This is a genomic window from Hyphomicrobium sp. CS1GBMeth3, from assembly GCF_900117455.1.
GTDB lineage: Bacteria > Pseudomonadota > Alphaproteobacteria > Rhizobiales > Hyphomicrobiaceae > Hyphomicrobium_C.
The window spans coordinates 534,339-554,565 of the sequence record NZ_FPHO01000003.1; the positions used below are offsets into that span (position 1 = coordinate 534,339).

19 protein-coding genes are annotated in these 20,227 nt (G+C 65.3%); 11 read left to right on the forward strand and 8 right to left on the reverse strand.

The genetic code is table 11. The annotated features are described in order from the left end of the window. The first annotated feature begins 392 nt into the window (after positions 1 to 392). The 6 genes from CS1GBM3_RS09775 to CS1GBM3_RS09800 all read left to right on the forward strand — a co-directional run bounded on the left by CS1GBM3_RS09775 (position 393) and on the right by CS1GBM3_RS09800 (position 4,213). On the forward strand, positions 393 to 809 hold the full coding sequence (locus CS1GBM3_RS09775) for an AtpZ/AtpI family protein (protein ID WP_072394979.1): 417 nt from the start codon (positions 393 to 395) through the stop codon (positions 807 to 809). A gap of 62 nt (positions 810 to 871) precedes the next feature. Continuing rightward, positions 872 to 1,591 carry a F0F1 ATP synthase subunit A gene (locus CS1GBM3_RS09780; protein WP_072394981.1) on the forward strand — a complete coding sequence of 240 codons (720 nt, stop codon included), beginning with the start codon at positions 872 to 874 and terminating at the stop codon, positions 1,589 to 1,591. Between the two features lie 95 nt (positions 1,592 to 1,686). Next, entirely contained in the window at positions 1,687 to 1,911 is a 225-nt protein-coding gene (locus CS1GBM3_RS09785; protein ID WP_026867805.1) for a F0F1 ATP synthase subunit C, read from the forward strand. A gap of 80 nt (positions 1,912 to 1,991) precedes the next feature. Next, positions 1,992 to 2,576, forward strand: coding sequence for a F0F1 ATP synthase subunit B family protein (locus tag CS1GBM3_RS09790; protein ID WP_072394983.1), 585 nt, complete (start codon positions 1,992 to 1,994; stop codon positions 2,574 to 2,576). An 8-nt stretch (positions 2,577 to 2,584) separates the two neighbouring features. Then, the gene (atpF, locus tag CS1GBM3_RS09795) at positions 2,585 to 3,076 is read left to right on the forward strand and encodes a F0F1 ATP synthase subunit B (protein WP_072394985.1); all 492 of its coding nucleotides are present in this window, start codon (positions 2,585 to 2,587) and stop codon (positions 3,074 to 3,076) included. A 126-nt stretch (positions 3,077 to 3,202) separates the two neighbouring features. After that, on the forward strand, positions 3,203 to 4,213 hold the full coding sequence (locus CS1GBM3_RS09800; protein ID WP_072394987.1) for an alpha/beta fold hydrolase: 1,011 nt from the start codon (positions 3,203 to 3,205) through the stop codon (positions 4,211 to 4,213). Positions 4,214 to 4,255: 42 nt separating this feature from the next. Here the strand turns inward: CS1GBM3_RS09800 and CS1GBM3_RS09805 are convergent, their stop codons facing one another. Next, on the reverse strand, positions 4,256 to 4,891 hold the full coding sequence (locus tag CS1GBM3_RS09805) for a hypothetical protein (RefSeq protein ID WP_244534614.1): 636 nt from the start codon (positions 4,889 to 4,891) through the stop codon (positions 4,256 to 4,258). Positions 4,892 to 5,100: 209 nt separating this feature from the next. Between CS1GBM3_RS09805 and ispH the strand changes: the two genes are divergently transcribed. The 4 genes from ispH (at position 5,101) to CS1GBM3_RS09825 (ending at position 9,874) form a co-directional block, all read left to right on the forward strand. After that, the gene (gene ispH / locus CS1GBM3_RS09810) at positions 5,101 to 6,099 is read left to right on the forward strand and encodes a 4-hydroxy-3-methylbut-2-enyl diphosphate reductase (RefSeq protein WP_244534615.1); all 999 of its coding nucleotides are present in this window, start codon (positions 5,101 to 5,103) and stop codon (positions 6,097 to 6,099) included. A gap of 56 nt (positions 6,100 to 6,155) precedes the next feature. Continuing rightward, a complete protein-coding gene (locus CS1GBM3_RS09815) occupies positions 6,156 to 7,127 on the forward strand; it encodes a homoserine kinase (RefSeq protein ID WP_072394991.1) in 972 nt (323 codons plus the stop codon). Continuing rightward, positions 7,124 to 7,576, forward strand: coding sequence for a ribonuclease HI (rnhA, locus tag CS1GBM3_RS09820; RefSeq protein WP_072394993.1), 453 nt, complete (start codon positions 7,124 to 7,126; stop codon positions 7,574 to 7,576). The genes CS1GBM3_RS09815 and rnhA overlap by 4 nt, the downstream gene beginning before the upstream one ends. 153 nt (positions 7,577 to 7,729) lie before the next feature. Beyond that, positions 7,730 to 9,874, forward strand: a complete 2,145-nt coding sequence (locus CS1GBM3_RS09825) for a methyl-accepting chemotaxis protein (RefSeq protein ID WP_072394995.1) — start codon at positions 7,730 to 7,732, stop codon at positions 9,872 to 9,874. A 67-nt stretch (positions 9,875 to 9,941) separates the two neighbouring features. Here the strand turns inward: CS1GBM3_RS09825 and CS1GBM3_RS20115 are convergent, their stop codons facing one another. The 3 genes from CS1GBM3_RS20115 to CS1GBM3_RS09840 all read right to left on the reverse strand — a co-directional run bounded on the left by CS1GBM3_RS20115 (position 9,942) and on the right by CS1GBM3_RS09840 (position 12,058). After that, positions 9,942 to 10,502 carry a C40 family peptidase gene (locus CS1GBM3_RS20115; protein WP_244534616.1) on the reverse strand — a complete coding sequence of 187 codons (561 nt, stop codon included), beginning with the start codon at positions 10,500 to 10,502 and terminating at the stop codon, positions 9,942 to 9,944. Positions 10,503 to 10,668: 166 nt separating this feature from the next. Further along, the gene (locus CS1GBM3_RS09835; RefSeq protein WP_072394997.1) at positions 10,669 to 11,154 is read right to left on the reverse strand and encodes a peroxiredoxin; all 486 of its coding nucleotides are present in this window, start codon (positions 11,152 to 11,154) and stop codon (positions 10,669 to 10,671) included. 43 nt (positions 11,155 to 11,197) lie between these two features. Continuing rightward, positions 11,198 to 12,058 carry a protein-disulfide reductase DsbD domain-containing protein gene (locus tag CS1GBM3_RS09840; RefSeq protein ID WP_072394999.1) on the reverse strand — a complete coding sequence of 287 codons (861 nt, stop codon included), beginning with the start codon at positions 12,056 to 12,058 and terminating at the stop codon, positions 11,198 to 11,200. Between the two features lie 165 nt (positions 12,059 to 12,223). Here CS1GBM3_RS09840 and CS1GBM3_RS09845 point away from each other — a divergent pair, with 165 nt between their 5' ends. Next, positions 12,224 to 12,838 carry a YqgE/AlgH family protein gene (locus CS1GBM3_RS09845; protein WP_072395001.1) on the forward strand — a complete coding sequence of 205 codons (615 nt, stop codon included), beginning with the start codon at positions 12,224 to 12,226 and terminating at the stop codon, positions 12,836 to 12,838. A 58-nt stretch (positions 12,839 to 12,896) separates the two neighbouring features. On the opposite strand, the gene CS1GBM3_RS09850 is transcribed toward CS1GBM3_RS09845, so the two are convergent. Genes CS1GBM3_RS09850 through thrC form a run of 4 tightly spaced genes read right to left on the reverse strand, consistent with a single transcriptional unit; the run spans position 12,897 to position 20,225 of the window. Then, entirely contained in the window at positions 12,897 to 16,865 is a 3,969-nt protein-coding gene (locus CS1GBM3_RS09850) for an EAL domain-containing protein (RefSeq protein WP_139247872.1), read from the reverse strand. 35 nt (positions 16,866 to 16,900) lie between these two features. Beyond that, complete coding sequence (locus tag CS1GBM3_RS09855; protein ID WP_072395005.1) at positions 16,901 to 17,500, reverse strand: GNAT family N-acetyltransferase; 600 nt, start codon at positions 17,498 to 17,500, stop codon at positions 16,901 to 16,903. Further along, positions 17,500 to 18,795, reverse strand: coding sequence for a M16 family metallopeptidase (locus CS1GBM3_RS09860; protein WP_072395007.1), 1,296 nt, complete (start codon positions 18,793 to 18,795; stop codon positions 17,500 to 17,502). The genes CS1GBM3_RS09855 and CS1GBM3_RS09860 overlap by 1 nt, the downstream gene beginning before the upstream one ends. Further along, complete coding sequence (gene thrC / locus CS1GBM3_RS09865; RefSeq protein ID WP_072395008.1) at positions 18,792 to 20,225, reverse strand: threonine synthase; 1,434 nt, start codon at positions 20,223 to 20,225, stop codon at positions 18,792 to 18,794. The genes CS1GBM3_RS09860 and thrC overlap by 4 nt, the downstream gene beginning before the upstream one ends. Between the last annotated feature and the right edge of the window lie 2 nt (positions 20,226 to 20,227).

The window sequence follows — 20,227 nt, forward strand, 5'->3', positions numbered from 1 at the left end:
GAGGACTCCATTGTTTTCGGTGTCCTGCCCGGTCCCACCGATAATGAACGCCCGTCGTGCCAAGGCCCATCCATAGGTTCACGGAGAAAAGCCGATCAAAGCAAATCCGATACGGCCGCCCGCAGAGAACGGTGGAGATCGCCCAAGGCAAGTGTTCGAATTAGGCCAACCCTGCCCGAGCCCCGAGATACCAACGAAAATTGAGCAAAACCGGAGTCCAGCAGCCTGTACCTAGGGAATGCGCGGCATCCGCCCTGCGCGGTTTCGCCGTACCCCCGCGATCGCCGTAAAAATGTGGCCATTGCTTGACACCGCGAAGCCTCCGGGTATGGTGCGCGCCGTTGGTAATCCGGCCGTTTCAGCCCGTGGGTTGGCTCGGGTGGAGGGAAGCCATGTCGGCGTCGAACAAGGACGAAAACCCGGCGCGAGGCGAGCTCTCTCCCGAGGATCGCGAGGCTTTCCGTAAACGTGCGTCCGAATTGGGGGCCCGGCTCGAAAAGGTCCGCGCGGAGGCTCGCTCCAAGGAGCCCCCTCAGGGACCCGATGAGCGCACGCGGGGCGCGGCCATGGGACAGGCGATGAAAATCGCCATCGAACTCGTTGTCGGCATCGCCGTCGGCGGGTTCATCGGCAAGGTGCTGGACGATCAGTTCGGCACGGCGCCGTGGTTTCTGATTCTGTTCTTGATGCTCGGCTTTGCCGCCGGCCTCCTGAACATCATACGGACGGCCCGGCGCCTTCAAGCCGAAGCCGAGCCGCTCCAACGGGGCGCGAAAGCGGTTCCGGACGACGAAGACGACGCGAAGTAGGGGACGGAAGAGTGGCTCAAGCAGCGGAAGTGGCAGGGCACGCGGCAGAATCCCACGGCCCCATGTCTCAGTTCGAGATCAAGCGTCTCATCCCGCTGGAGGCGTTCGGCTACGACATCTCCTTCACCAACTCGTCACTCTTCATGGTGCTGGCGCTGGTGATCATTTCCGGCTTCCTGATCTTTGCCATGTCGGGCCGCTCGCTGGTCCCCGGGCGCGTGCAGTCGATCGCCGAAGGCCTCTACGAGTTCATCGCCAACATCGTGAAGGAGAACCTGGGCCAGGAAGGCATGCGCTACTTCCCCTGGGTCTTCACCATCTTCGTCTTCATTCTGACGCTGAATATGCTGGGCATGGTCCCCGGCTCGTTCACGGTCACGAGCCATATCATCGTGACCTTCGCGCTCGCCGCCATGGTCTGGATCACGGTGACGCTGATCGGCTTCGCGCGCCACGGTCTCGGATACCTGAAGCTGTTCGTGCCGGAAGGCGTGCCGCTGTGGCTGATGCCGCTGATCGTGCCGATCGAGCTCGTGTCATACCTGATCCGCCCGGTGAGTCTCTCGGTGCGCCTGTTCGCCAATATGATGGCCGGTCACACGATGCTGAAGGTGTTCGCGAGCTTCGCAGTGAGCCTGCCGTTCGTGGCCAAGGCCTTCCCGGTCCTCTTCACCGCCGCCTTCACGGGCCTCGAGTTTCTCGTCGCCTTCCTGCAGGCGTTCATCTTCACCGTGTTGACCTGTATCTATCTCAACGACGCGGTCAACATGCACCACCACTAATTCGCGTTCGAGGCCGTGCCTGCCGCCACAGCGCGGGCCCGGAAGAGAACGTGCCGTATTCAGTTCAGAGCCACTTCAAAAACTAGGAGACGACCATGGATCCCCAGGCAGCAAAGTTCATCGGCGCCGGCCTCGCCTGCTTCGCGCTCATCGGCGCTGGCATCGGCATCGGCAACATCTTCGGCAACTACCTGTCGGGCGCGCTGCGCAATCCGTCGGCTGCTCCGGGCCAGTTCACCAACCTGCTGATCGGCTTCGCCCTCGCCGAGGCCACCGGCCTCTTCGGCCTGCTGATCGCGCTGATCATCCTCTTCGGCTGATCTCTGTCTAGGGCGGCAGGCCAGGATCCCGGCGTCATGCCGGATCGTTGGCCCGCGGCCGTACCATTCTGGAGACTCCAATGCCCGCAGCGATGACCGCGCTCGTCGCGGCTGCGATCGAAGTAGGGACGGACGTCAAGGAAGCGTTCGACGCTGAAGGCGCGAGCGGCGGCGGCCTTCCGCAGCTGCACGCTCCTGACTTCGCACCGCAGCTCTTCTGGCTCGCGCTTACTTTTGCGCTGCTCTACTGGATCATGGCGAAGATCGCGCTGCCGCGCATCGGCGAGGTGATCGAGGAGCGCCGCGATCGCATCCAGCGTGACCTTGCCGCCGCCGAGCGCTTGAAGGGCGAGACGGACGCCGCCTTGCAGGCCTATGAGAAGGCGCTCTCCGACGCACGCGCCAACGCCTCGTCGATCGCCCGCCAGACGCGCGACTCGCTGAGTGCCGAGGTCGAGAAGGAGCGCAAAGCGGTCGAGGATCAGCTGGCGAGGAAGCTTGCTGACGCCGAGAGCGCCATCAACGAGACGAAGACCAAGGCGCTTTCGAGCGTTAAGGAAATCGCCAGCGACACCGCAGTGGCCATCGTCAACACGCTCTCCAGCGTCCCCGCCTCGAAGGACGAGGTTGAGCGGGCGCTGACGGCGTCTGGCGCGAACAAGTAGAGGATCCCATGCTAAACCCTGGCTATCCTGAATTCTGGGTTTTGCTCTCGTTCCTCCTGTTCGTGGGCGTCCTGATCTGGAAGGGTGTGCCGGGCCTGATCGGTCAGGCGCTCGACAAGCGGGCCAACACGATCCGCGCCGAGCTCGACGAGGCCCGCCGCCTGCGCGAGGAAGCCCAGCAGCTGCTCGCCGACTACCAGCGCAAGACGCGTGAGGCCGAGGACGAGGCGAAGTCCATCGTCGAGGCTGCAAAGCGCGAGGCCGAGCGTCTCGCCGCCGAGACCCGCCAGTCCCTCACCGAGCAGATCGAGCGGCGCACCAAGACGGCCGAGGAGAAGATCGCGCGCGCCGAGGCTCAGGCTCTCGCCGACGTGCGCGCCGCCGCTGTCGACCTCGCAGTCAAGGCGTCCGAGGCCGTCCTCAAGACGAAGCTCGCAGGCGAGGCCGGCGTCTCACTGGTCGACTCCGCGATCCGCGATCTCAAGGGCAAGCTGAACTGATCGGCACCAATCCTTTCGAACGAAAAAGCCGGGCCTATCGCCCGGCTTTTTTGTTCGCCAATTGCACGTTGTCTGACGACACGTATATGCTTGTCCCTGCGTCCGTTGCACACCGGTGAGGGGGACATGCAGGACGAGGACTTGTCGCTTTGGGATCTCGCCAAAGCCGTGCTGATGTTCGCGGTGCTCCCGTGCGCCATAATCACGGGCGGGGCATATCTCTACGTCCTCTACCTCAAGCCCCCGCCTTACGCGGGCGTCACCCTGCAGCCGGGCGTCGTTTATGTCTCAGCGCGCCGCTTCGAGACTCAAGGACTTGAGCGGCTCGCGGCAAACGGCGAGAGCGTGGACCTCACGCCGTGGTGGCCAGGAGACCAGCGCGACACACACCTGAAGCCCGACGTCACCGTGCTCGTGCACGGCTACAATGCGCAGGAGCACAAGGTCGCCACCTATTTCACCGAGCTGGCCGCCCACCTGCAGTCGGAAGGAGGCTATGACGGCACCATCGTCGTATTCGACTGGCCCGCGCTCGGAACGCCGCTCGACGAGCTGCCGACCGCCCAGCGCGTCCAGCTCGACATGAATATGATGGGAGCGAACCGCCCCTCCCAGGCAAGCTACGAGCTCGCGATGTACGGGCTCGACCAACGCCAAGCGCAGGGGATCGGCGCACGATCATTCCTTGCGCTTCTCGATCTGCTATCGACGAGCGGAGCGCACACCATCAACGTCGTGGCACACAGCATGGGATGCTATCTGGTTGCCGAGGCCCTGAAACTGCGTCCCGGCGCGGCCACTCGCATCGCATCCATGATCTGGCTCGCACCGGACATCGACGAGGCCGTCACCGACGCGCCATGGCTCCGCACCGCCGTCGACCGTCTGCAGAACGGGCTCACCGTGCTGTACTCGAGGAGCGACACGGTCCTGACCCGCCTGTCACGCCTTGCGAACGGAACCGAGCGCCTGGGCGCTACCGGCGCCGGGACGCACACGCCGCCTTCCAAGATGGTGTTCGTCGACATGACGGCGGAGCTCGGCACCGAGAATGCCCACACCGGCTATCTCATGCGCGGAAGCTCGAGCTTGCAGCGGATCGCAAGGCAGCTTTCCGCTGCTGCACCGGCGCCCTGACCGACCGTCGCCAGAGCGACGCGTTCGCAGGCCAAAAACAAGCTATCCGGCGTTCGGCGTGTTGCGGTCGAAGCCGACGTAGACCTCGAACTCGCCGGGGCGCGAGCCCTCGGGAACTTCGAACGTCACCTCACGCACGGCGGAGAAATAACCGATCGGATTCTCGACCGCGACCGAGGCATCGACGCGCAGCTTGTCGGTAGTGATGCGCTCGCGCTTGGCATCGGTGACGAACACGTTGATCGGGAGCGAGATCGGCCCCGAGTTGCCGCGCGGCCCCAGCAGGATGCGTCCGGAGAAGCCGTACTTCACCGTCACCTGAGCGCCGTTCGTGTGGCACTCGCGCGCCGTCTTGGTGATCTCGCCGCGATGCATGATGGCAAGCCCGTCACCGACACGGCCCGGCTCATAAATGGTGATGTAGCTGTCGCGCGGCCAAGTGACGAAGCGCGGGCAACCCGGCTGCGAATCTCCGCCCGAAACTACAGCAGCCCCATCTCCGCCCGCTTTCGCCGCCGCAATCAATTCCTGCTCGCTAACGCCCGTGGACGAGCCCGATGAGCCGCCGAGCACGCTTGTGCCGAGCCCGGACGTGATCGAGCCCATGCCGCAGCCGCCAAGCGCCAGCGCGGCCGCGAGCGCCACCACGGCACCGACTGCTGCCCTGGCCCTCGTCATGACGGATTGCGCCATTCCGGTCTGATCCGCATAATCCCCCTGCCCTGTCCGATCGTCGCGCCGACGGAGGAAAGCGTGCCCCCGGCCTATCGCGCCGTTATGATGCCCGGACGATCGATTCAAGCTGTACCACCCCTGTGGCGAAGCACAAACCGCTCGCCCCCGTTAACGCACACCCGAGTAGCCGCACCCCCGAGGACCTCGTTTCAATGCCTTCACCCCATGTCGAGAGCGTCGAGGAGATGAGCGCAGTGAGGCGTCCGGCCCTGAACGTGCTGCTGGCGGCCCCCCGTGGTTTCTGCGCGGGCGTGGACCGGGCCATCCAAATCGTCGAGCTGGCGCTCGCCAAGTTCGGTGCCCCCGTCTACGTGCGCCACGAGATCGTCCATAACCGATACGTGGTCGAGTCTCTGAAGGCCAAAGGTGCCGTTTTTGTGGAGGAGCTCAGCGAGATTCCGGACACCGATCAGCCTGTGATCTTTTCGGCACACGGGGTGCCCAAGTCCGTGCCGATGGCGGCCAGATCCCGCAATCTGTTTGCCATCGATGCCACCTGCCCGCTGGTGTTCAAGGTGCATATGGAAGCGAGTCGCCACCACGCCGAGGGCCGCCGCATTCTGCTCATCGGCCACGCCGGCCACCCGGAGGTCGAAGGCACCACCGGGCAGCTCCCGCCGGGCGCAGTAACCTTAATTCAGTCGGCGGCCGACGCAGAAGCCATCGAGGCCGAGGACGACGCCCGCCTCGCCTACGTGACCCAGACTACGCTGTCCGTGGACGATACGGCCGAGATCGTCGCCATCCTGAAGCGGCGCTTTCCGGCCATCGTCGGCCCTCACAAAGAGGATATCTGCTACGCGACGACCAACCGCCAGGCCGCCGTCAAGGCGATCGCCGGCAAGGTCGGGCTGACGCTCGTCGTCGGCGCCCCCAACTCGTCGAACTCGTTGCGCCTGGTCGAGGTCGCCGAGCGCGCCGGCTGCCCGAAGGCAATCCTGATCCAGCGCGCCGACGATATCCCTTGGGAGACCTTCGAGGGCCTCTCGGCCGTCGGCATCACCGCCGGTGCGTCCGCGCCCGAAGCCCTCGTCGACGAGGTGATAGAGGCGCTTCGCGCGCGCTTTGCGATTACGATCGAGCAGGTGACGACCGCCAACGAGCGCATCGCCTTCAACGTCCCACGCGAACTGCGCGAGCCCGCCGCCTAACGGCCCCGTTTTCCACCAAGCCAATCCCCGACCCGATACGAGAGAAGACCGAGCCCATGGCCGTTTACACGGAAGTGACGGACGACGAGCTTGCCCGGCTCATTGCCGACTACGATCTCGGCGAGCTGCTCTCTTACAAGGGCATTGCCGAGGGCGTCGAGAATACCAATTTTCTCGTTCACACGTCTGAGGGCACCTACATTCTGACCCTCTACGAACGCCGCGTGGATACGGACGATCTGCCGTTTTTCCTCGGTCTGCTCGAGCATCTGAACCAGCGCGGTATCTCGTGCCCGTTACCGGTGCGCAATCAGGCGGGCGAGGTACTCACCAGCATCTCCGGGCGCGCGGCGGCCATTGTGACCTTCCTCGAAGGCGTATGGCCGCGCCGTCCGCGCACGGTCCATTGCAGCGCCGTCGGCCGCGCCCTCGCCGAGCTGCATCTCGCCGGCGAAGGCTTCGCGCTGAAGCGCCCCAACGCCCTCGGCCTCGAGGGCTGGCACGCCGTCTACGACCGGTTTTCCGAGCGCGCCAACGAGATCGCACCGGGGCTCCGCACCTTGATCGACTACGAGCTGGCCTTTCTCGATCGCGCCTGGCCGAAGAACCTGCCCTCCGGCATCATTCACGCCGACCTCTTTCCCGACAACGTGTTCTTCATCGGCGACAAGCTGTCCGGCCTGATCGACTTCTACTTTGCCTGCAACGACGCCTGGGCCTACGACCTCGCGATTTGCCTTAACGCCTGGTGCTTCGAGCCGGATTTCGCCTTCAACGTCACCAAGGGCCGTGCCCTGCTCGCCGCCTATCAGAGCTTGCGCCCCCTGAATGCCACCGAGCGCGAGGCATTCCCCGTGCTGGCCCGCGGCGCAGCGCTCCGCTTCCTCGTCACCCGCGCCCACGACTGGCTGCACACGGACCCCCACGCCCTGGTCAAGCCGCACGATCCCAACGCCTACGTGCGCCGCCTTCGCTTCCACCAGGAAGTCACCTCGCCCGCCGAATACGGACTGGAGGCCGCAGCGTGAGCGAGCAGACGAAGTCGATCGAGATCTACACGGACGGCGCCTGCTCCGGGAACCCGGGCCCCGGCGGCTGGGGCGCCATTCTGATCTGGAATGGCCACCGCAAGGAGCTGAAGGGCGGCGAAGCTCTGACGACCAACAACCGCATGGAGCTGATGGCCGCCATCTCGGCCCTCGAAGCCTTGAAGACGGGCGTCGAGGCCGACCTCTACACAGACAGCGCCTACGTCAAGAACGGCATCTCGAGCTGGATCCATGGCTGGAAGCGCAATGGCTGGCGCACGGCGGACAAGAAGCCGGTTAAGAACGCCGAGCTATGGCAGCGGCTTGAGCAGGCGCTCGGCCAGCACAAGGTCCGCTGGCACTGGGTCAAGGGCCACGCCGGCCACCCCGAGAACGAGCGCGCCGACGAACTCGCTCGCGAGGGCATGGCGGCCTTCAAGATCCGTTAAACGTCGCCGGCCCCTCCCGCCGCTTCCGGTGAATCGGCCCCAGCGACGTGCAGTACCAACGTCCAAGAAAAATTCCCAATTTTCGTAAGATTTTACATACTCATTGCTGGGAGCATATGCCAACCGACTGCCCCAACCAATGGAAATCCGGGAATGTTATCCACCCTGCGTCTTCGCCTTCCGATCGCAATCGTCGGCCTCGGCCTAGCGAGTTCAACAGTCATGGGCTGGATCGGCTGGTCCGGTGCGGAAAGCGCACTGGAGCAGGCCGCGTTCGAGCGCCTGAAGCTGGCCGCCGAATCACGCCGCACGAGCCTTGAGCTCGTGGCGGACCGCCTGCGCGTCGACACCCGGAACATCGCCAGCCACAAGTTCGTGCTCGACAACATCACGGACCTCTCCGAGACGCTGACCAAGGCGCCGGAGAACCTCGCGCAGAACATCGCATACTTCACGGGGCTGCCCCCGGCGGAGCGCGCCGAGAGTGACGGCGGCATGTCCGGCACCATGTACGGCGTGCGCCATTCCAAGGTGCATCCGGTCGTAATGGCCACGCTGACCCAGGCGAAGTATGACGACGTGCTACTGCTCGATGAGGCAGGCAACGTCGTTTACACCGCAACAAAGGGTCCCGAGTTCGGCCAGACGATCGGCACTCCGCAAACGAAAGGCACCGGCCTCGACACGCTGCTTGCGACGATGAAGGAAGCGGGCGACAAGGACGTCACCTTCCAGGATTTCGCCGCCTCGAGCCTTTCCGAGACTACGCCCCTGGCCTTCATCGGCACGCCCATTCTCAAGAAATCCAACGTGGCAATGGATCAGGCTCAGCACGAAGTCCGCGTCGGCTATGCGGTGATCCGCGTTTCCCCCGCGCTTCTCGATCGCGTCCTGAGCGACCGCTACGGTCTCGGCGAGACGGGCGAAACCTTCGCCGTCGGCGCCGACGGGTTGATCCGCACCAATACGCCTCTTGCCACCGAGCCGACCGCCGGCAAGCCCGCGGCGTCGATGGGCATCGACATCTCGTCGGAGAACGCCGTGTCGCGCCTGCATCGTGACGGAAACAACGATCTGGCAGCCGAGACTGGCGTCGAGTTCCTTGGTGCGGCGTGGAAAGTCTACGCCAAGCAAGCGGACAGCGAGGCGTTGGCCGCAGCAACCGGCATTTCGCGCATGATGGGTCTTGCCGCGCTACTGATCGCGGGCGCACAGATCCTGATCGGCTGGCTCGTCGCTCGCAGCATCGTGCGGCCCATCGGCACCCTGACGGGGGCTCTGCAGGCCATCGCGGGCGGAAAGCTCACCACTGAGATTTCTGGCAAGGAGCGTCAGGACGAGATTGGTGAGATCGCCCGCGCCGTCGACGACATCAGAACCTACACGGCCGCGGAGGCCGAGCGCCGCGCAACCACCGCAGAAACAGAGCGTCTCGAGCGTGAGAGCCAGCGCCGTCAGCTGACCGAGCGCCTGGCACGCGAGTTCGAGCAACACGTCGGCACGGTCGTCAAGTCAGTGGCCACCCATGCGGCCAACCTCGAGAAATCGGCTCTCGAGATGGCGTCCCTCGCCGAGCAGACCAAAACCAGCTCGTTCAAGGTTGCGACCGCGACCGATTCAGCCAACCACGAAGTGCAATCCGTCGCCACGGCCTCCGAGCAGCTCTCCGCCTCTATCCGGGAGGTCGCATCCCTCACCGCCCGGTCGGGCTCGATCGCCACCGAGGCGGACAAGCACGCACAACAGACCCACGGCATCGTCGAGTCCCTGTCTGAGAAAGCCGCGACGATTCAGAACGTCATCGACATGATCAAGACCATCGCCGAGCAGACGAATCTCCTGGCGCTGAACGCCACCATTGAGGCTGCCCGCGCCGGCGAGGCTGGGAAAGGCTTCTCGGTGGTCGCGAGCGAGGTCAAGGCGCTGGCCAGCCAGACGACGAAAGCCACGGGCGAGATTGCGGCCCAGATCGATGCGGTTGGTCAGGGAGTACGGGACGCCGTCGGCGCCGTCTCTAGCATTCGCACGGTCGTCACCGACATCAGCGACGCCGTGGTGGCGATATCCTCTGCCATGGAGCAGCAGACGGCGGCCACGGGTGAGATCGCCAAGTCGGCCCAGAGCGCAGCCGGCGAGACCGCGACCGTCTCGGAGAACATTGAGGAAGTGTCCCACGCGATCACCACCACCGACAAGGCGGCGGGGATCGTCGTCGAACGGGCCCGCAGCCTGGGCCACGAGGCTTCCGAGCTCAATCAGAGCCTGCAACAGTTCATCGGGCGCCTGCTCGCGGCTTGATCGGCCTCCCAAGAAGAAGGCCGGCACGTCCCGTGCCGGCCTTTGTCTTTCCCAGTGCCCGTTTGGATCAGCCGACGCGGAACACCGCACCAGCCACTGAGCGGGCACGCGTGCGCACGGCACCGCCGTCGTTGCCGGAGCGAACCAGCCACTGACCGTTCGGCGCGCGGCCAACGATCTCGCCGACGTGATGACGCCAGACGACAACGGCACCGACCTGCGGACCGCTCGAGCGACCCCACTTGCTCCAGTTCCAGGCCACGTTGAGGTGCGCACCGCCACCACGCTGCGTACGCATCCACCAGCCGCACCAGGCGCGCGGACGCGCACCGGCACTGTGACGACCGCCGCTGTAGGAGGCGCTGCTGTAGGACGAACGGCGGGCTTCACGATGGCGGGCAGCATAGCGGACGCGCTGGCCACGCTGGCGCGAGGCAGCACGCGGACGCGAAGCGGAGCGGTGACGCTGGGCCCGCTGGCGCGTGGCCCGGCTCTCGCCGCCGACCGACTTCGACTGCTGAACGAACGGATTCCAGCTCTCATCACGAGCCGGACGCGCATCGGCGGACGTCATCGCACCGACGCACGCGAGCAGCGTCGCCGCGACGGCGAAGGCTGTCTTTCTCATGTTGCGGATCCCCTGAACTTGTTTACTGAACGCGGCGCGATTCGCACAAGCACAAGGCATAAACAAGGAAAGGGGAGATAAGCGCGTCAATATGTCCGCAGCCCAAGATCGAAAAACCTCCAGGACCGCGGACAGTATAACTCAAGTATAGATTGGTTAATTTTTCTCAGAAGAACGCAAGCACCTTCTCTGCCGACGCTTTTTCGTGCTCAGGAGGACTGTCCTCGACAGCGAGATACTTCACAACGCCATCCTCGACCACCATCGCGTAGCGCTTGGAACGAAGGCCCAACCCGAACGGAGAGAGGTCGACATCGAGCCCCAGCGCCTTGACGAAGTCACCGTTGCCGTCAGCGAGCATGGTGACGACCCCGTTCGCACCCCGCTCCTTGGACCACGCGTTGAGCACGAACACGTCGTTGACGGCCGTGCAGGCGATCGTCGTGACGCCCTTGGCCTTGAGGGCGTCGGCATTGGCGAGAAAGCCCGGCAGATGCTTCTCGCTGCAGGTCGGTGTGAAGGCGCCCGGCACCGCGAACAGCGCGACGGTCTTGCCTTTGAACAGCTCGTCCGAGGAGACGGGCTTGGGGCCGCCTTCACCCATGATGGTCAACTTGGCGTCGGGCAGCCGGTCGCCGACTTTGATGCTCATCGTTCACTCCTTCATCGCTGTTCAGAGAGAGTTGCGCTTACAGTCACTGGGCGACGAACGTCGCGGTGGAAGCGCCGGTTTCACCGACCAGCGTCACCGTCAGCGTGCGCCCCCTGAAGGCCGCGGTATCGACATCGGAGCCAAGCGGCGCCTCGAAGACGATCACACCGTTTTCGTCCGCGCTGCCGACACGCTCGGGCAACGGCACGAAGAGCCCGTCCGGCGCCTCGAGAAACACGTCCGCAACGGCGTCATTCTTGGGAAACCGCGCCGAGATCGTGATCTTCGGCGATCCCACCAGGATTGCACCGGCGCTGACCAGCGCCGGATCCCCGTCGCGAAGCTCGTCTTGCGGCCGCGGCACACGGTCGAGCGCATCGAGGGCTTCCTCCGAAAGCGCCTCCGCGCCATCGGCCGGCACTTCAAGCGCCAGCTCGGCTTCGGCCGGGATGCAGATATCCTTGCAGATACCATAATGGAGACCGAGCACGAGCGAGATTGGCTGCGTCAGATCTTGCGGCTTGAGCGCGACCGGCAGCACGACCGTGCCGTCATAACCGATGGTATTCCCCGACCGGTCGGTGAAACGCCGCGGCGCCGGAAACGCAACATCGGCCGCGGCCAGATTGCGCGATTTCGACCAATCAAACGTCGGCGGCAAGCCGCCGGCATCTCCCGGCGTGCGCCAATAGGTTTTCCAACCCGGCGCGAGTACGATCTCGACGAAGGCATAGAGCGCGTTGCTGTCGGACGCACGCCCCGCAAAGAGGCGAACCTTGGCATTGTCGTTTGCAACCCAAGGCGAACTGGCGGCCGTTGCTTGGCCAGCCCCGCTTGAAGCCGCCGCAATCAGCGCAAATATGAGAGTGAAAACAAAGTAAGGGCGACGTGTTGGAAGGCTCATCGTTTGGGCTCGAACTTGTCAGGTCATCGGCGCGCTGAAGATACGTGGCTCAATAGATAGGCATTTATGGATCGGGATGCGACCGCAATTGGATCCTAGGAACTGCCAAAGCTCCGCAGATTTGACCGCTTCACAGGGGCACGTTCTGGGGGCTAGACTCTGCTCATGAGCACGCTGAAAACCAAGCGGAGAAAGCGCGGCGACGGAAGTCTCAAAGGACAGCTACTCGTCGCCATGCCCTTGATGACCGATCGTCGGTTCGCTCGCTCAGTAATCTACTTGTGCGCCCATTCCGAGGATGGCGCCATGGGCCTGATCATCAATCATCGCGCGGACCACATCAGCTTCCCTGACCTGCTCGAACGCCTCGGCATCGTTCCGCACGGCGCCGAGGACGGCATCTCGAACGACATTCTGGAGCGGCAGGTCCACGTCGGCGGCCCGGTGGAGACCGGCCGCGGTTTCGTACTGCACACGTCGGACTATCATTCCGAAGAGTCGACACTCCCCATCGACCACGACGTGAGCCTGACGGCCTCGATTGAAATCCTGAAAGCCATGGCCAGCGGCGAAGGCCCGACGCACGCCATGCTGGCGCTCGGTTACGCGGGCTGGTCCGCCGGGCAGCTCGAAAGCGAGATCCAGGCCAACGGCTGGCTACACTGTCCGCCCGATCTCAATCTGCTCTTCGATCCGGATCTCGAAGCAAAATACACGCGCGCTCTGGCCAAGATCGGCGTCGATCCATCCCATCTCGTGAGCGACGCCGGCCACGCCTGATCGCCGAGCTCGCGACGGCACGCATCGATGCCGCGCCGCGCGACCCCAGCATGCTTCGTCAATTCGACTTTCGCGAAACACCGGCGAGCCGCGCCAGGCTTTCTGCGATGGCGGGCGGAAGGTTGGAGAAATCCGGATCGGCGGGACGCGGAGCGGCGCCCGGCCCGGCTCCGCCATTGGCAGCACCTGCGCCCACGGCTGCCGGACGCACCGCGGCCGGAGCGGGAGCCGAAATGGGAGCAGCGGCAGGTCTCGGCGGCGGAGGCGCAGCCAGAGGCACCCCGGCCGAACCTGAGCTGAGCGGCGGCGGAAACGGAATCGGCGGTCCCTTGGACGCCGGCGGGGGCGGCGCGGGCTGCACGAGCACAGGCCTCGGTGGTGGTGGCGGCGGTGGCGGCGCTTCGGAACGCTTGGGCGGCATCGGCGGAGGTGCAGGCGGAGGCGCGGCACCCATCGGCGGCGGTCCCATGGCCGAAGGCTGAATCGGCGGCGGGGCAGACGGCGGTACCGGAGGCGGACGCGAGGCGACGGCCGCCGGAGGAGGCCCGACATTGATGGGGCGCAGCGGCGGCGGCCCACCGGCACCGGGGCCGGGACCATTCTTCGTACGCGGCGGAGGCGCGGCTGGCGGCGGTGCCGTCCGCACCGTCGGCGTCGCCACATCAGGCAGCACTTCGGAAAGCCGCGTCATGAGCGGCGAAGGCGCGGACAGAGCAGCGGGCGGCGGTGGAGGCGGAGCAGATTTCTGCGAAACAGGTGGAGCCGCCGGAGATGGAGGCGGAGGTGCCGACTGCGCGGCGGCGTCCTTCAGACTACCCTTCCCCGCTGCCTGCTCCTGACGCAGACGAGACAGACGCCCACGCCGTTGCGCACCGTTGACGCCACTCTCGGCTTGCTTCGCGGCGGCCGGTTGCGGGACCTGCGCACCGTTCGCAGAAGCCGCAGGGCGCATTGCACCATTGGCATGCGTCGGATGCGCGGCGCCGTTTCCGTTGACGACCTGCGGCGGGTGCGCAGCACCATTCCCATTGACGACAACGACTTCCGGCTTGTCCGTCGCACCAGCGTGCTGGCGGCCCTTCTTCTTGGGCTTGGTGCGGAACATACCGACCGGCTTGTGCTTGTTCTCGCTCGTGCGCACCTGCGCCAGCACCTGCGTCACTTCCGTATCCGCGATGGCGTTGCCGCAGTAAGGTCCCTGCGCATACTCGCACTCGATCGAGCGCAGGAAGCTGACCTCGTTGGCCGTCTCCACACCCTTCGCCACGACGTTTTTGCCGAGCTCGTGAGCAAGCGCCACCATCGAGCGCACGAGAACGCTGTCGTTACCACCCTTCACGCTGCCGGCCTGCATGAACGCCTGGTCGAGCTTGATGGTATCGAACGGCAACCGCTCGAGATAGGACAGCGATGTAAAACCGGTGCCGAACTCGTCGATGACGATCTCGGCGCCCGCGCCCCGCAGCCATTCGAGGATCTCGGTCGCCTGCTCGGGGTTCTCGAGCGCCACCTGCTCCGTCACCTCGATGCGGATCGAGCCTTTCGGCACCACCGTACGCCCCAGGATATGGCGGATCTCCTGCACGATATCCTGGCGAAAGAGATGTCGGCAGGAAATGTTGACGCTGACAAACAACGGCGCCTCGGTGCGCGGGAATTCCTTCTGCCAGGCAACCACATCGCGCGACGTGCGCTGCAAGAGATAGGCACCGAGCTTGGCGATGAGATCGGTATCTTCCGCGATCGGCACCAGCGCCGCCGGATCGACCAGGCCGAGCTGGGGATGGTCCCACCGCGCCACGGCCTCGAAACCCGCCAGCTCCTCCGTTGGAAGATAGATGACCGGGAGATACGCGACGCGCAGCTGGTTCTTCTCCATGGCGCGGCGCAGCTCCGTCTCGAGCGCGCGCCTGTCGTCCTGGTCACCCTTCATCTCCGGCGAGAACACCTCGATGCGGTCGGCGCCCGCGCGCTTGGCGCGGAACATCGCGATCTCGGCATTCTTGACGAGATCCGCGGCCTCGTGCGTCTGCTCGTCGTAGACTGCGATGCCGATCGAACCCGTGAGCACGATCTCCTGCCCCGCGATCTTGATCGGCGAGCGCAGCGAGCGGCGGATCCGCTCGGCGTGCTGCGCAAGCTCGGGCACCGGCTGATCCTGCAGCATCATCAGCGCGAAGCGGTCGCCGCCGATGCGCGCCAGCGTGTCGGCAGGCCCGATGTGACGCTGCAGGCGCCGCGCGATGGTAAGCAGCAAGCTGTCGCCGAGCACAAGCCCGAGCGAGGAGTTGAGGCTCGTGAACTTGTCGATGTCGATGATGAGCATCGTCGGGCGGATCTGCGGCTCCGACTTGGCGCGCGTGAGCGAAACCTGCAGGCGGTCGAGCAGCAGCTCACGGTTGGGCAGACCCGTTAGGCTGTCGTGCACCGCGTCGTGCAGCAAACGCTCGTGCGCCCGCTTTGCGTCCGTGACGTCGCGGATGAGACCCACGCACTTGAATGAGCGCGGATCGGATCCCGGTACTCCGGCCGCCTCGATCTCGAACCAGCGATAGTTATTATCGGCTTGGCGCAGGCGGAAATCGCAGCAGATCTTCCCGTCGCGCCGCTCCTGCACCGTGAAGAGAGCCAACCGGAAGCGCTCGCGGTCGGACGGATGCAGATGACGCAGAAACTCGTCGGTACGCGTCGAGAGATCGCCGGGCGAGAGCCCGAGCAGCAGCTCAACGGACGGACTGACCTTGACCTCGTCGCGGCGCGCATTCCACTCCCACACCGCCGCACCCGAGGCATCGACCGCAATGGAGCGCGATTGCAGCTCGGATGGCGCCGCGCCGTAGAGCGGCTCGATGGATCGGAAGGCATACTGCGTAACCGTGAAGCCGATCGACAGCAGGATCAGCACCAGCCCCGAGACGAGGCCGAACACGACTACCTCGCCGGAGAGCTTTCCGATCAGCGTGACGCCGGCGCCGAAGATCCAAACGAGAAAGAGGATCCAGGTCGGGATCAGCGACAACGCCCGATCCTGGCCGCGCAAGGCGAGGAACAGGACGAGGCCGGTGCCCGTAAGCCCGATGAACACGAACGACAGCCGTGCGAAGGTCGCAGCGAGACGCGGGTCGATGATCGCCACGGCGATCAGCGAGAACTGCGCCACCAGCCAGACCGTGATCAGCATCCTGACCAGGCCGTGCCACAGCGCGAGCCTGAGGAACACGTGCAGGAACACGACAAGGCTCGCCGCAAGCGCCGACTCCGTCGCGGCGCGATAGACGGCATTCGCCTCCGGCTTCAGAAGGAATAGCTTATGGAAGAAGCCGAAGTCGACGCAGAGATAGGCGAGCGCGCACCACGCAACGAGCGCGGCGGCCGGAAATACGAGCTTGTGGTTGGCGGCAAAGATCGCCGTGAGGAAGATCGCGAGCAGGCCTGTGAGGCCCAGCATCACGCCGTTGAAAAGCTGGCGGTCCGAGATCTTGATTTCGTAGTCGAGCGGCTTCCATAGATAAAGCCGCGTGAAGCGTTCGGACGAAAGCTCCACCACGTAGGTGATCGTCTGACCCGGCTCGAGCGTGATGCGGAACAGGTCCGCGCGGTCATTCTTGATGCGCTCCGGCACGAAACCGATGGACGGCGTCACTGCCTCGATGCGCCGCGCGTCGAGGTCCGGCCACACGACGCCGGAGCCGATGACGCTATAGCGATCTGCCGACAGCCAACGCTCCACAGGCCTGTCGCTCGGGTTGGTGAGTGCGAACACGATCCAGTTGGGATTGGTACCCGGCGTCGTGGCCGAGACCGACATGCGCCCCGCGAGACCGTCTTCGCCCGCTGCCGTCTCGACCTGCAGGCTGTCGCCCCGGGATTCGTAGAGCTCACCGAGTGTCGTGATCTCGACACGACCCTGGTCGGAGCCGATCTCGATGGCCTTGAGAGCGCGCGCGGGCTCCGCCTGGGCCAAAAACCCGAGGAACCCCGCGAGCACCAGCAGCGAGAGCCTGAGCACGCCGAGGAGCGACGCCAAGCGTCCTGTCGTTCCCCCTTGGCCCCCCGCTTGCCTCACCGGCGGACCTCCCTCGTCATCCAGTCCTCGGCCAGGATCGCGAACAACAGGTGATCCTGCCAAGTGCCGTTGATCTTGAGATAACGGCGCGCCAGTCCTTCCTCGACGAACCCAGCGCGCTTCAGAACGCCGATCGAGCGCGCATTGCCGGGCTGCACCGCTGCCTCGACGCGATGCAGCCGGAGCGGCTCGAACGCGTGCACGAGCGTGGCGCTCACCGCGGCCGTCATGTAGCCCTTGCCGACGAACGGCAGCCCGAGCCAATAACCGAGCATGGCCGACTGAGTGACGCCGCGGCGAATGTTCGACAGTGTCACGCCGCCGATCAGCGTCTCGCTTTCCGTCTCGAAGGCGAGGAACGCATAGCCGAGATCGTCACGGGCCTCGCGCTGGTAATGTTTGATACGCCGCCGGAAGGCGCTCTTGGTGAGGTCGTCGCGCGGCCACGCCGGCTCCCACGGCACGAGATGCGCGCGGCTCTGCGCGCGAAGCTCCGCCCACGGCCCATAGTCGCCGATCTGAGGCGGACGCAACCAGACGCCGCGGCCTTGAATGACCGCCCATTCCAACGCGCTTCCGGCTCTCAGAAACGCCATCAGGCTGTCCTCACCTCCGGGCCGACCGGCGCACGCCCGATGCGCTGCACCGCCTCTGAAGCCAGCCGCTCCGACGCCTTGCCGGCCCCGACCACGGCCACCGACGGCCGCGCCGCAACGAGCTGCTGCGCGAATCGGCCAACGTCCTCGGCACTCACCTCATCCACTTTGCGGATTAATTCGTCACTGCTGACGATACGCCCGTGCGCGAGCAGGTGGCGGGCCATCTGCTCGGCGCGAGCCGAAGATGATTCGAGGCTAATTAGCAGGCCGGCCTTGAGCTGAGCTTTCGCCCTGTGCAGCTCCGCAGCCGACGGTCCCTCGGCAGCGACAGCCTCAAGCTCTCCGCCTGTCACGTCAATGAGGCTGGCCATCATCTCCGTTCCTGTCGCCGCGTGCACCGCCAAGAGCCCCGTATCGCCGAGACCCCAGGCGGACGAGTAAATCGAGTAGCAGAGGCCACGCTTCTCGCGGGCCTCCTGGAACAGGCGGGACGACATACCTCCGCCGAACAGTCCCGAGAAAACCTGAGCCGTCAGATACGCGTTATCACGATAGGAAGGGGCTTCGAACGCGAGCACGAGATGGCTCTGCTCGAAACGCTTTTGATGCCAGCGGACGCCGCCCTGGTACTGAGCCCGCTCCTCCCCCGAACTCTTGTCCTGAGTGAGCCCGCCGAATAGGGCCTCAGCGTGGCGAACAAGTGGCGCGTGCTGGATTGCCCCCGCCGCAGACAGCACCATCTGCTGCGGCCGATAGTGCAGCCGGAGAAAGGCCGTGAGGTCGGCAGGCGTGAAGCGCCGGACGTTGGCTGCGGGGCCCAGGATCGTGCGCCCCAAGGCCTGGCCCGGATAGGCCGCCTCGTTGATCAGCTCGAAAGCGATATCCTCCGGGCTGTCGCGGGTGCCGGCGATCTCCTGCAGGATCACCTCGCGTTCGCGCTCGAGCTCGTCCGGCGAAAATTTTGAATTGAGAAGGATATCGGCCAGCAGCTCCAAGGCCACGCCTTCGTCGCCCTTCAAGACGCGCGCGAAGTAGGCCGTGGTTTCAAGCCCCGTGGCGGCATTGAGCTCCCCGCCTACGGCCTCGATCTCCTCGGCGATGGCCTGGGCCGTGCGCGAGGCCGTACCCTTGAACGACATGTGCTCGAGGAAATGCGAGATGCCGTTCTCGTGCGGGGCCTCGTGACGGGATCCCACCCCGACCCAGATGCCGAGCGAGGTCGTCTCGAGATGCGGCATGGTATGGGTGACGATGGTCAGCCCGTTCGAAAGGCGCGAGATCTCTTCCGTCATTTCACCTCCGCCGCCGGCCGCACCGCACTTTCGACGAGGCGCTTTACGGCGACAAGATCGTTCTGAACCACCGGGAACCGCTCCGGATCCGAGAGCAGGCTATCGAGCCGAGGCGGCAATCCAGGTCGCTTCCCGGTGATGCGCTCCATCGCGTCCGGAAACTTGGCCGGGTGCGCGGTGGCAAGCACGACGCCAGGCACCTCGGATTGCGGCGTGGTCCTCTCGAGCGCCACGAGGCCACAGGCCGTATGCGGATCCAAGAGATAGCCGCTCGCGGCCTTCGTGCGCCGGATCGCATCGGCGACGTCCGCTTCGCTTGCCGCCGCCGCGCGGAATTCCTGACCGAACCGCTTGGCGCACGTCCCGAGGTCAAAACGTCCGCCCTGCGCCAGCGCCCCCATGACGCCTCGGATGAAGCCCGCGTCGCGCCCCGAGGCCTCGAACAGGTAGCGCTCGAAGTTCGACGAGATCTGGATGTCCATCGAGGGTGACGAGGTTTCCGTCACCCCCCGCATCTCATAGACGCCGGTGGCGTGCGCACGCGGCAGGATGTCGTTCTCGTTGGAGGCGATGACCAGCGTCTCGATGGGCAGCCCCATGCGCTTCGCCACCCATCCGGCGAGGATGTCGCCGAAGTTGCCGGTCGGCACAGCGAACGTCACGGCCCGGTGCGGCGCGCCGAGCGCGGTGGCGGCGACGAAATAGTACGTCACCTGCGCCACGATGCGCGCCCAGTTGATCGAGTTGACGCCCGACAAGCTCATCGCATCGCGGAAGGCATGGTCGTTGAACATGCCCTTCACCAGCGCCTGGCAATCGTCGAACGTGCCCTTCACTGCAACAGCGTGCACGTTGGCATCCGTAGGCGTTGTCATCATGCGGCGCTGCACGTCCGAGACGCGCCCGTCCGGAAACAGGATGACCACATCGACGCGCCGCGAGCCGCGGAACGCTTCGATGGCCGCCCCGCCCGTATCACCGGACGTCGCCCCCACGATCGTCGCCCGCCGCCCGCGCTTCGCAAGCGCGTGGTCCATGAGCCGCGCAAGCAACTGCATGGCCACGTCCTTGAAGGCCAGCGTCGGCCCGTGGAACAGCTCCAGCACCCAACGGTTGCGGTCGATCTGCGTGAGCGGCGTCACAGCCGGATGATCGAAGCGGCCATAGGCTTCGCGCGCCATGCCGAGCAGCGTGGTCTTGTCGATGCGGTCGCCGACGAACGGCGCCATGACCTCGGCCGCCACCTCGGCGAACGGCCGGCCGGCGAAGGACGCGATGGTCTCGGCCGAGAAGCTGGGCCACGTCTCGGGCACGTAGAGGCCGCCGTCGCGCGCCAGCCCCGCCAGCAGCACGTCCTCGAACGAGAGGGCGGCGGCCTCGCCGCGGGTAGAGATGTAAGTCACGAGCTTTGCCGTCCTGGGTTGTAGCACCG

What these genes read in the sequence shown, in the direction of transcription:
- CS1GBM3_RS09775 (WP_072394979.1), top strand. Translation starts at nt 393, where the DNA reads ATGTCGGCGTCGAACAAGGACGAAAACCCGGCGCGAGGCGAGCTCTCT.
- CS1GBM3_RS09780 (WP_072394981.1), top strand. Translation starts at nt 872, where the DNA reads ATGTCTCAGTTCGAGATCAAGCGTCTCATCCCGCTGGAGGCGTTCGGC.
- CS1GBM3_RS09785 (WP_026867805.1), top strand. Translation starts at nt 1,687, where the DNA reads ATGGATCCCCAGGCAGCAAAGTTCATCGGCGCCGGCCTCGCCTGCTTC.
- CS1GBM3_RS09790 (WP_072394983.1), top strand. Translation starts at nt 1,992, where the DNA reads ATGCCCGCAGCGATGACCGCGCTCGTCGCGGCTGCGATCGAAGTAGGG.
- atpF (WP_072394985.1), top strand. Translation starts at nt 2,585, where the DNA reads ATGCTAAACCCTGGCTATCCTGAATTCTGGGTTTTGCTCTCGTTCCTC.
- CS1GBM3_RS09800 (WP_072394987.1), top strand. Translation starts at nt 3,203, where the DNA reads ATGCAGGACGAGGACTTGTCGCTTTGGGATCTCGCCAAAGCCGTGCTG.
- CS1GBM3_RS09805 (WP_244534614.1), bottom strand. Translation starts at nt 4,891, where the DNA reads ATGACGAGGGCCAGGGCAGCAGTCGGTGCCGTGGTGGCGCTCGCGGCC.
- ispH (WP_244534615.1), top strand. Translation starts at nt 5,101, where the DNA reads ATGCCTTCACCCCATGTCGAGAGCGTCGAGGAGATGAGCGCAGTGAGG.
- CS1GBM3_RS09815 (WP_072394991.1), top strand. Translation starts at nt 6,156, where the DNA reads ATGGCCGTTTACACGGAAGTGACGGACGACGAGCTTGCCCGGCTCATT.
- CS1GBM3_RS09825 (WP_072394995.1), top strand. Translation starts at nt 7,730, where the DNA reads ATGTTATCCACCCTGCGTCTTCGCCTTCCGATCGCAATCGTCGGCCTC.
- CS1GBM3_RS20115 (WP_244534616.1), bottom strand. Translation starts at nt 10,502, where the DNA reads ATGAGAAAGACAGCCTTCGCCGTCGCGGCGACGCTGCTCGCGTGCGTC.
- CS1GBM3_RS09835 (WP_072394997.1), bottom strand. Translation starts at nt 11,154, where the DNA reads ATGAGCATCAAAGTCGGCGACCGGCTGCCCGACGCCAAGTTGACCATC.
- CS1GBM3_RS09840 (WP_072394999.1), bottom strand. Translation starts at nt 12,058, where the DNA reads ATGAGCCTTCCAACACGTCGCCCTTACTTTGTTTTCACTCTCATATTT.
- CS1GBM3_RS09845 (WP_072395001.1), top strand. Translation starts at nt 12,224, where the DNA reads ATGAGCACGCTGAAAACCAAGCGGAGAAAGCGCGGCGACGGAAGTCTC.
- CS1GBM3_RS09855 (WP_072395005.1), bottom strand. Translation starts at nt 17,500, where the DNA reads ATGGCGTTTCTGAGAGCCGGAAGCGCGTTGGAATGGGCGGTCATTCAA.
- CS1GBM3_RS09860 (WP_072395007.1), bottom strand. Translation starts at nt 18,795, where the DNA reads ATGACGGAAGAGATCTCGCGCCTTTCGAACGGGCTGACCATCGTCACC.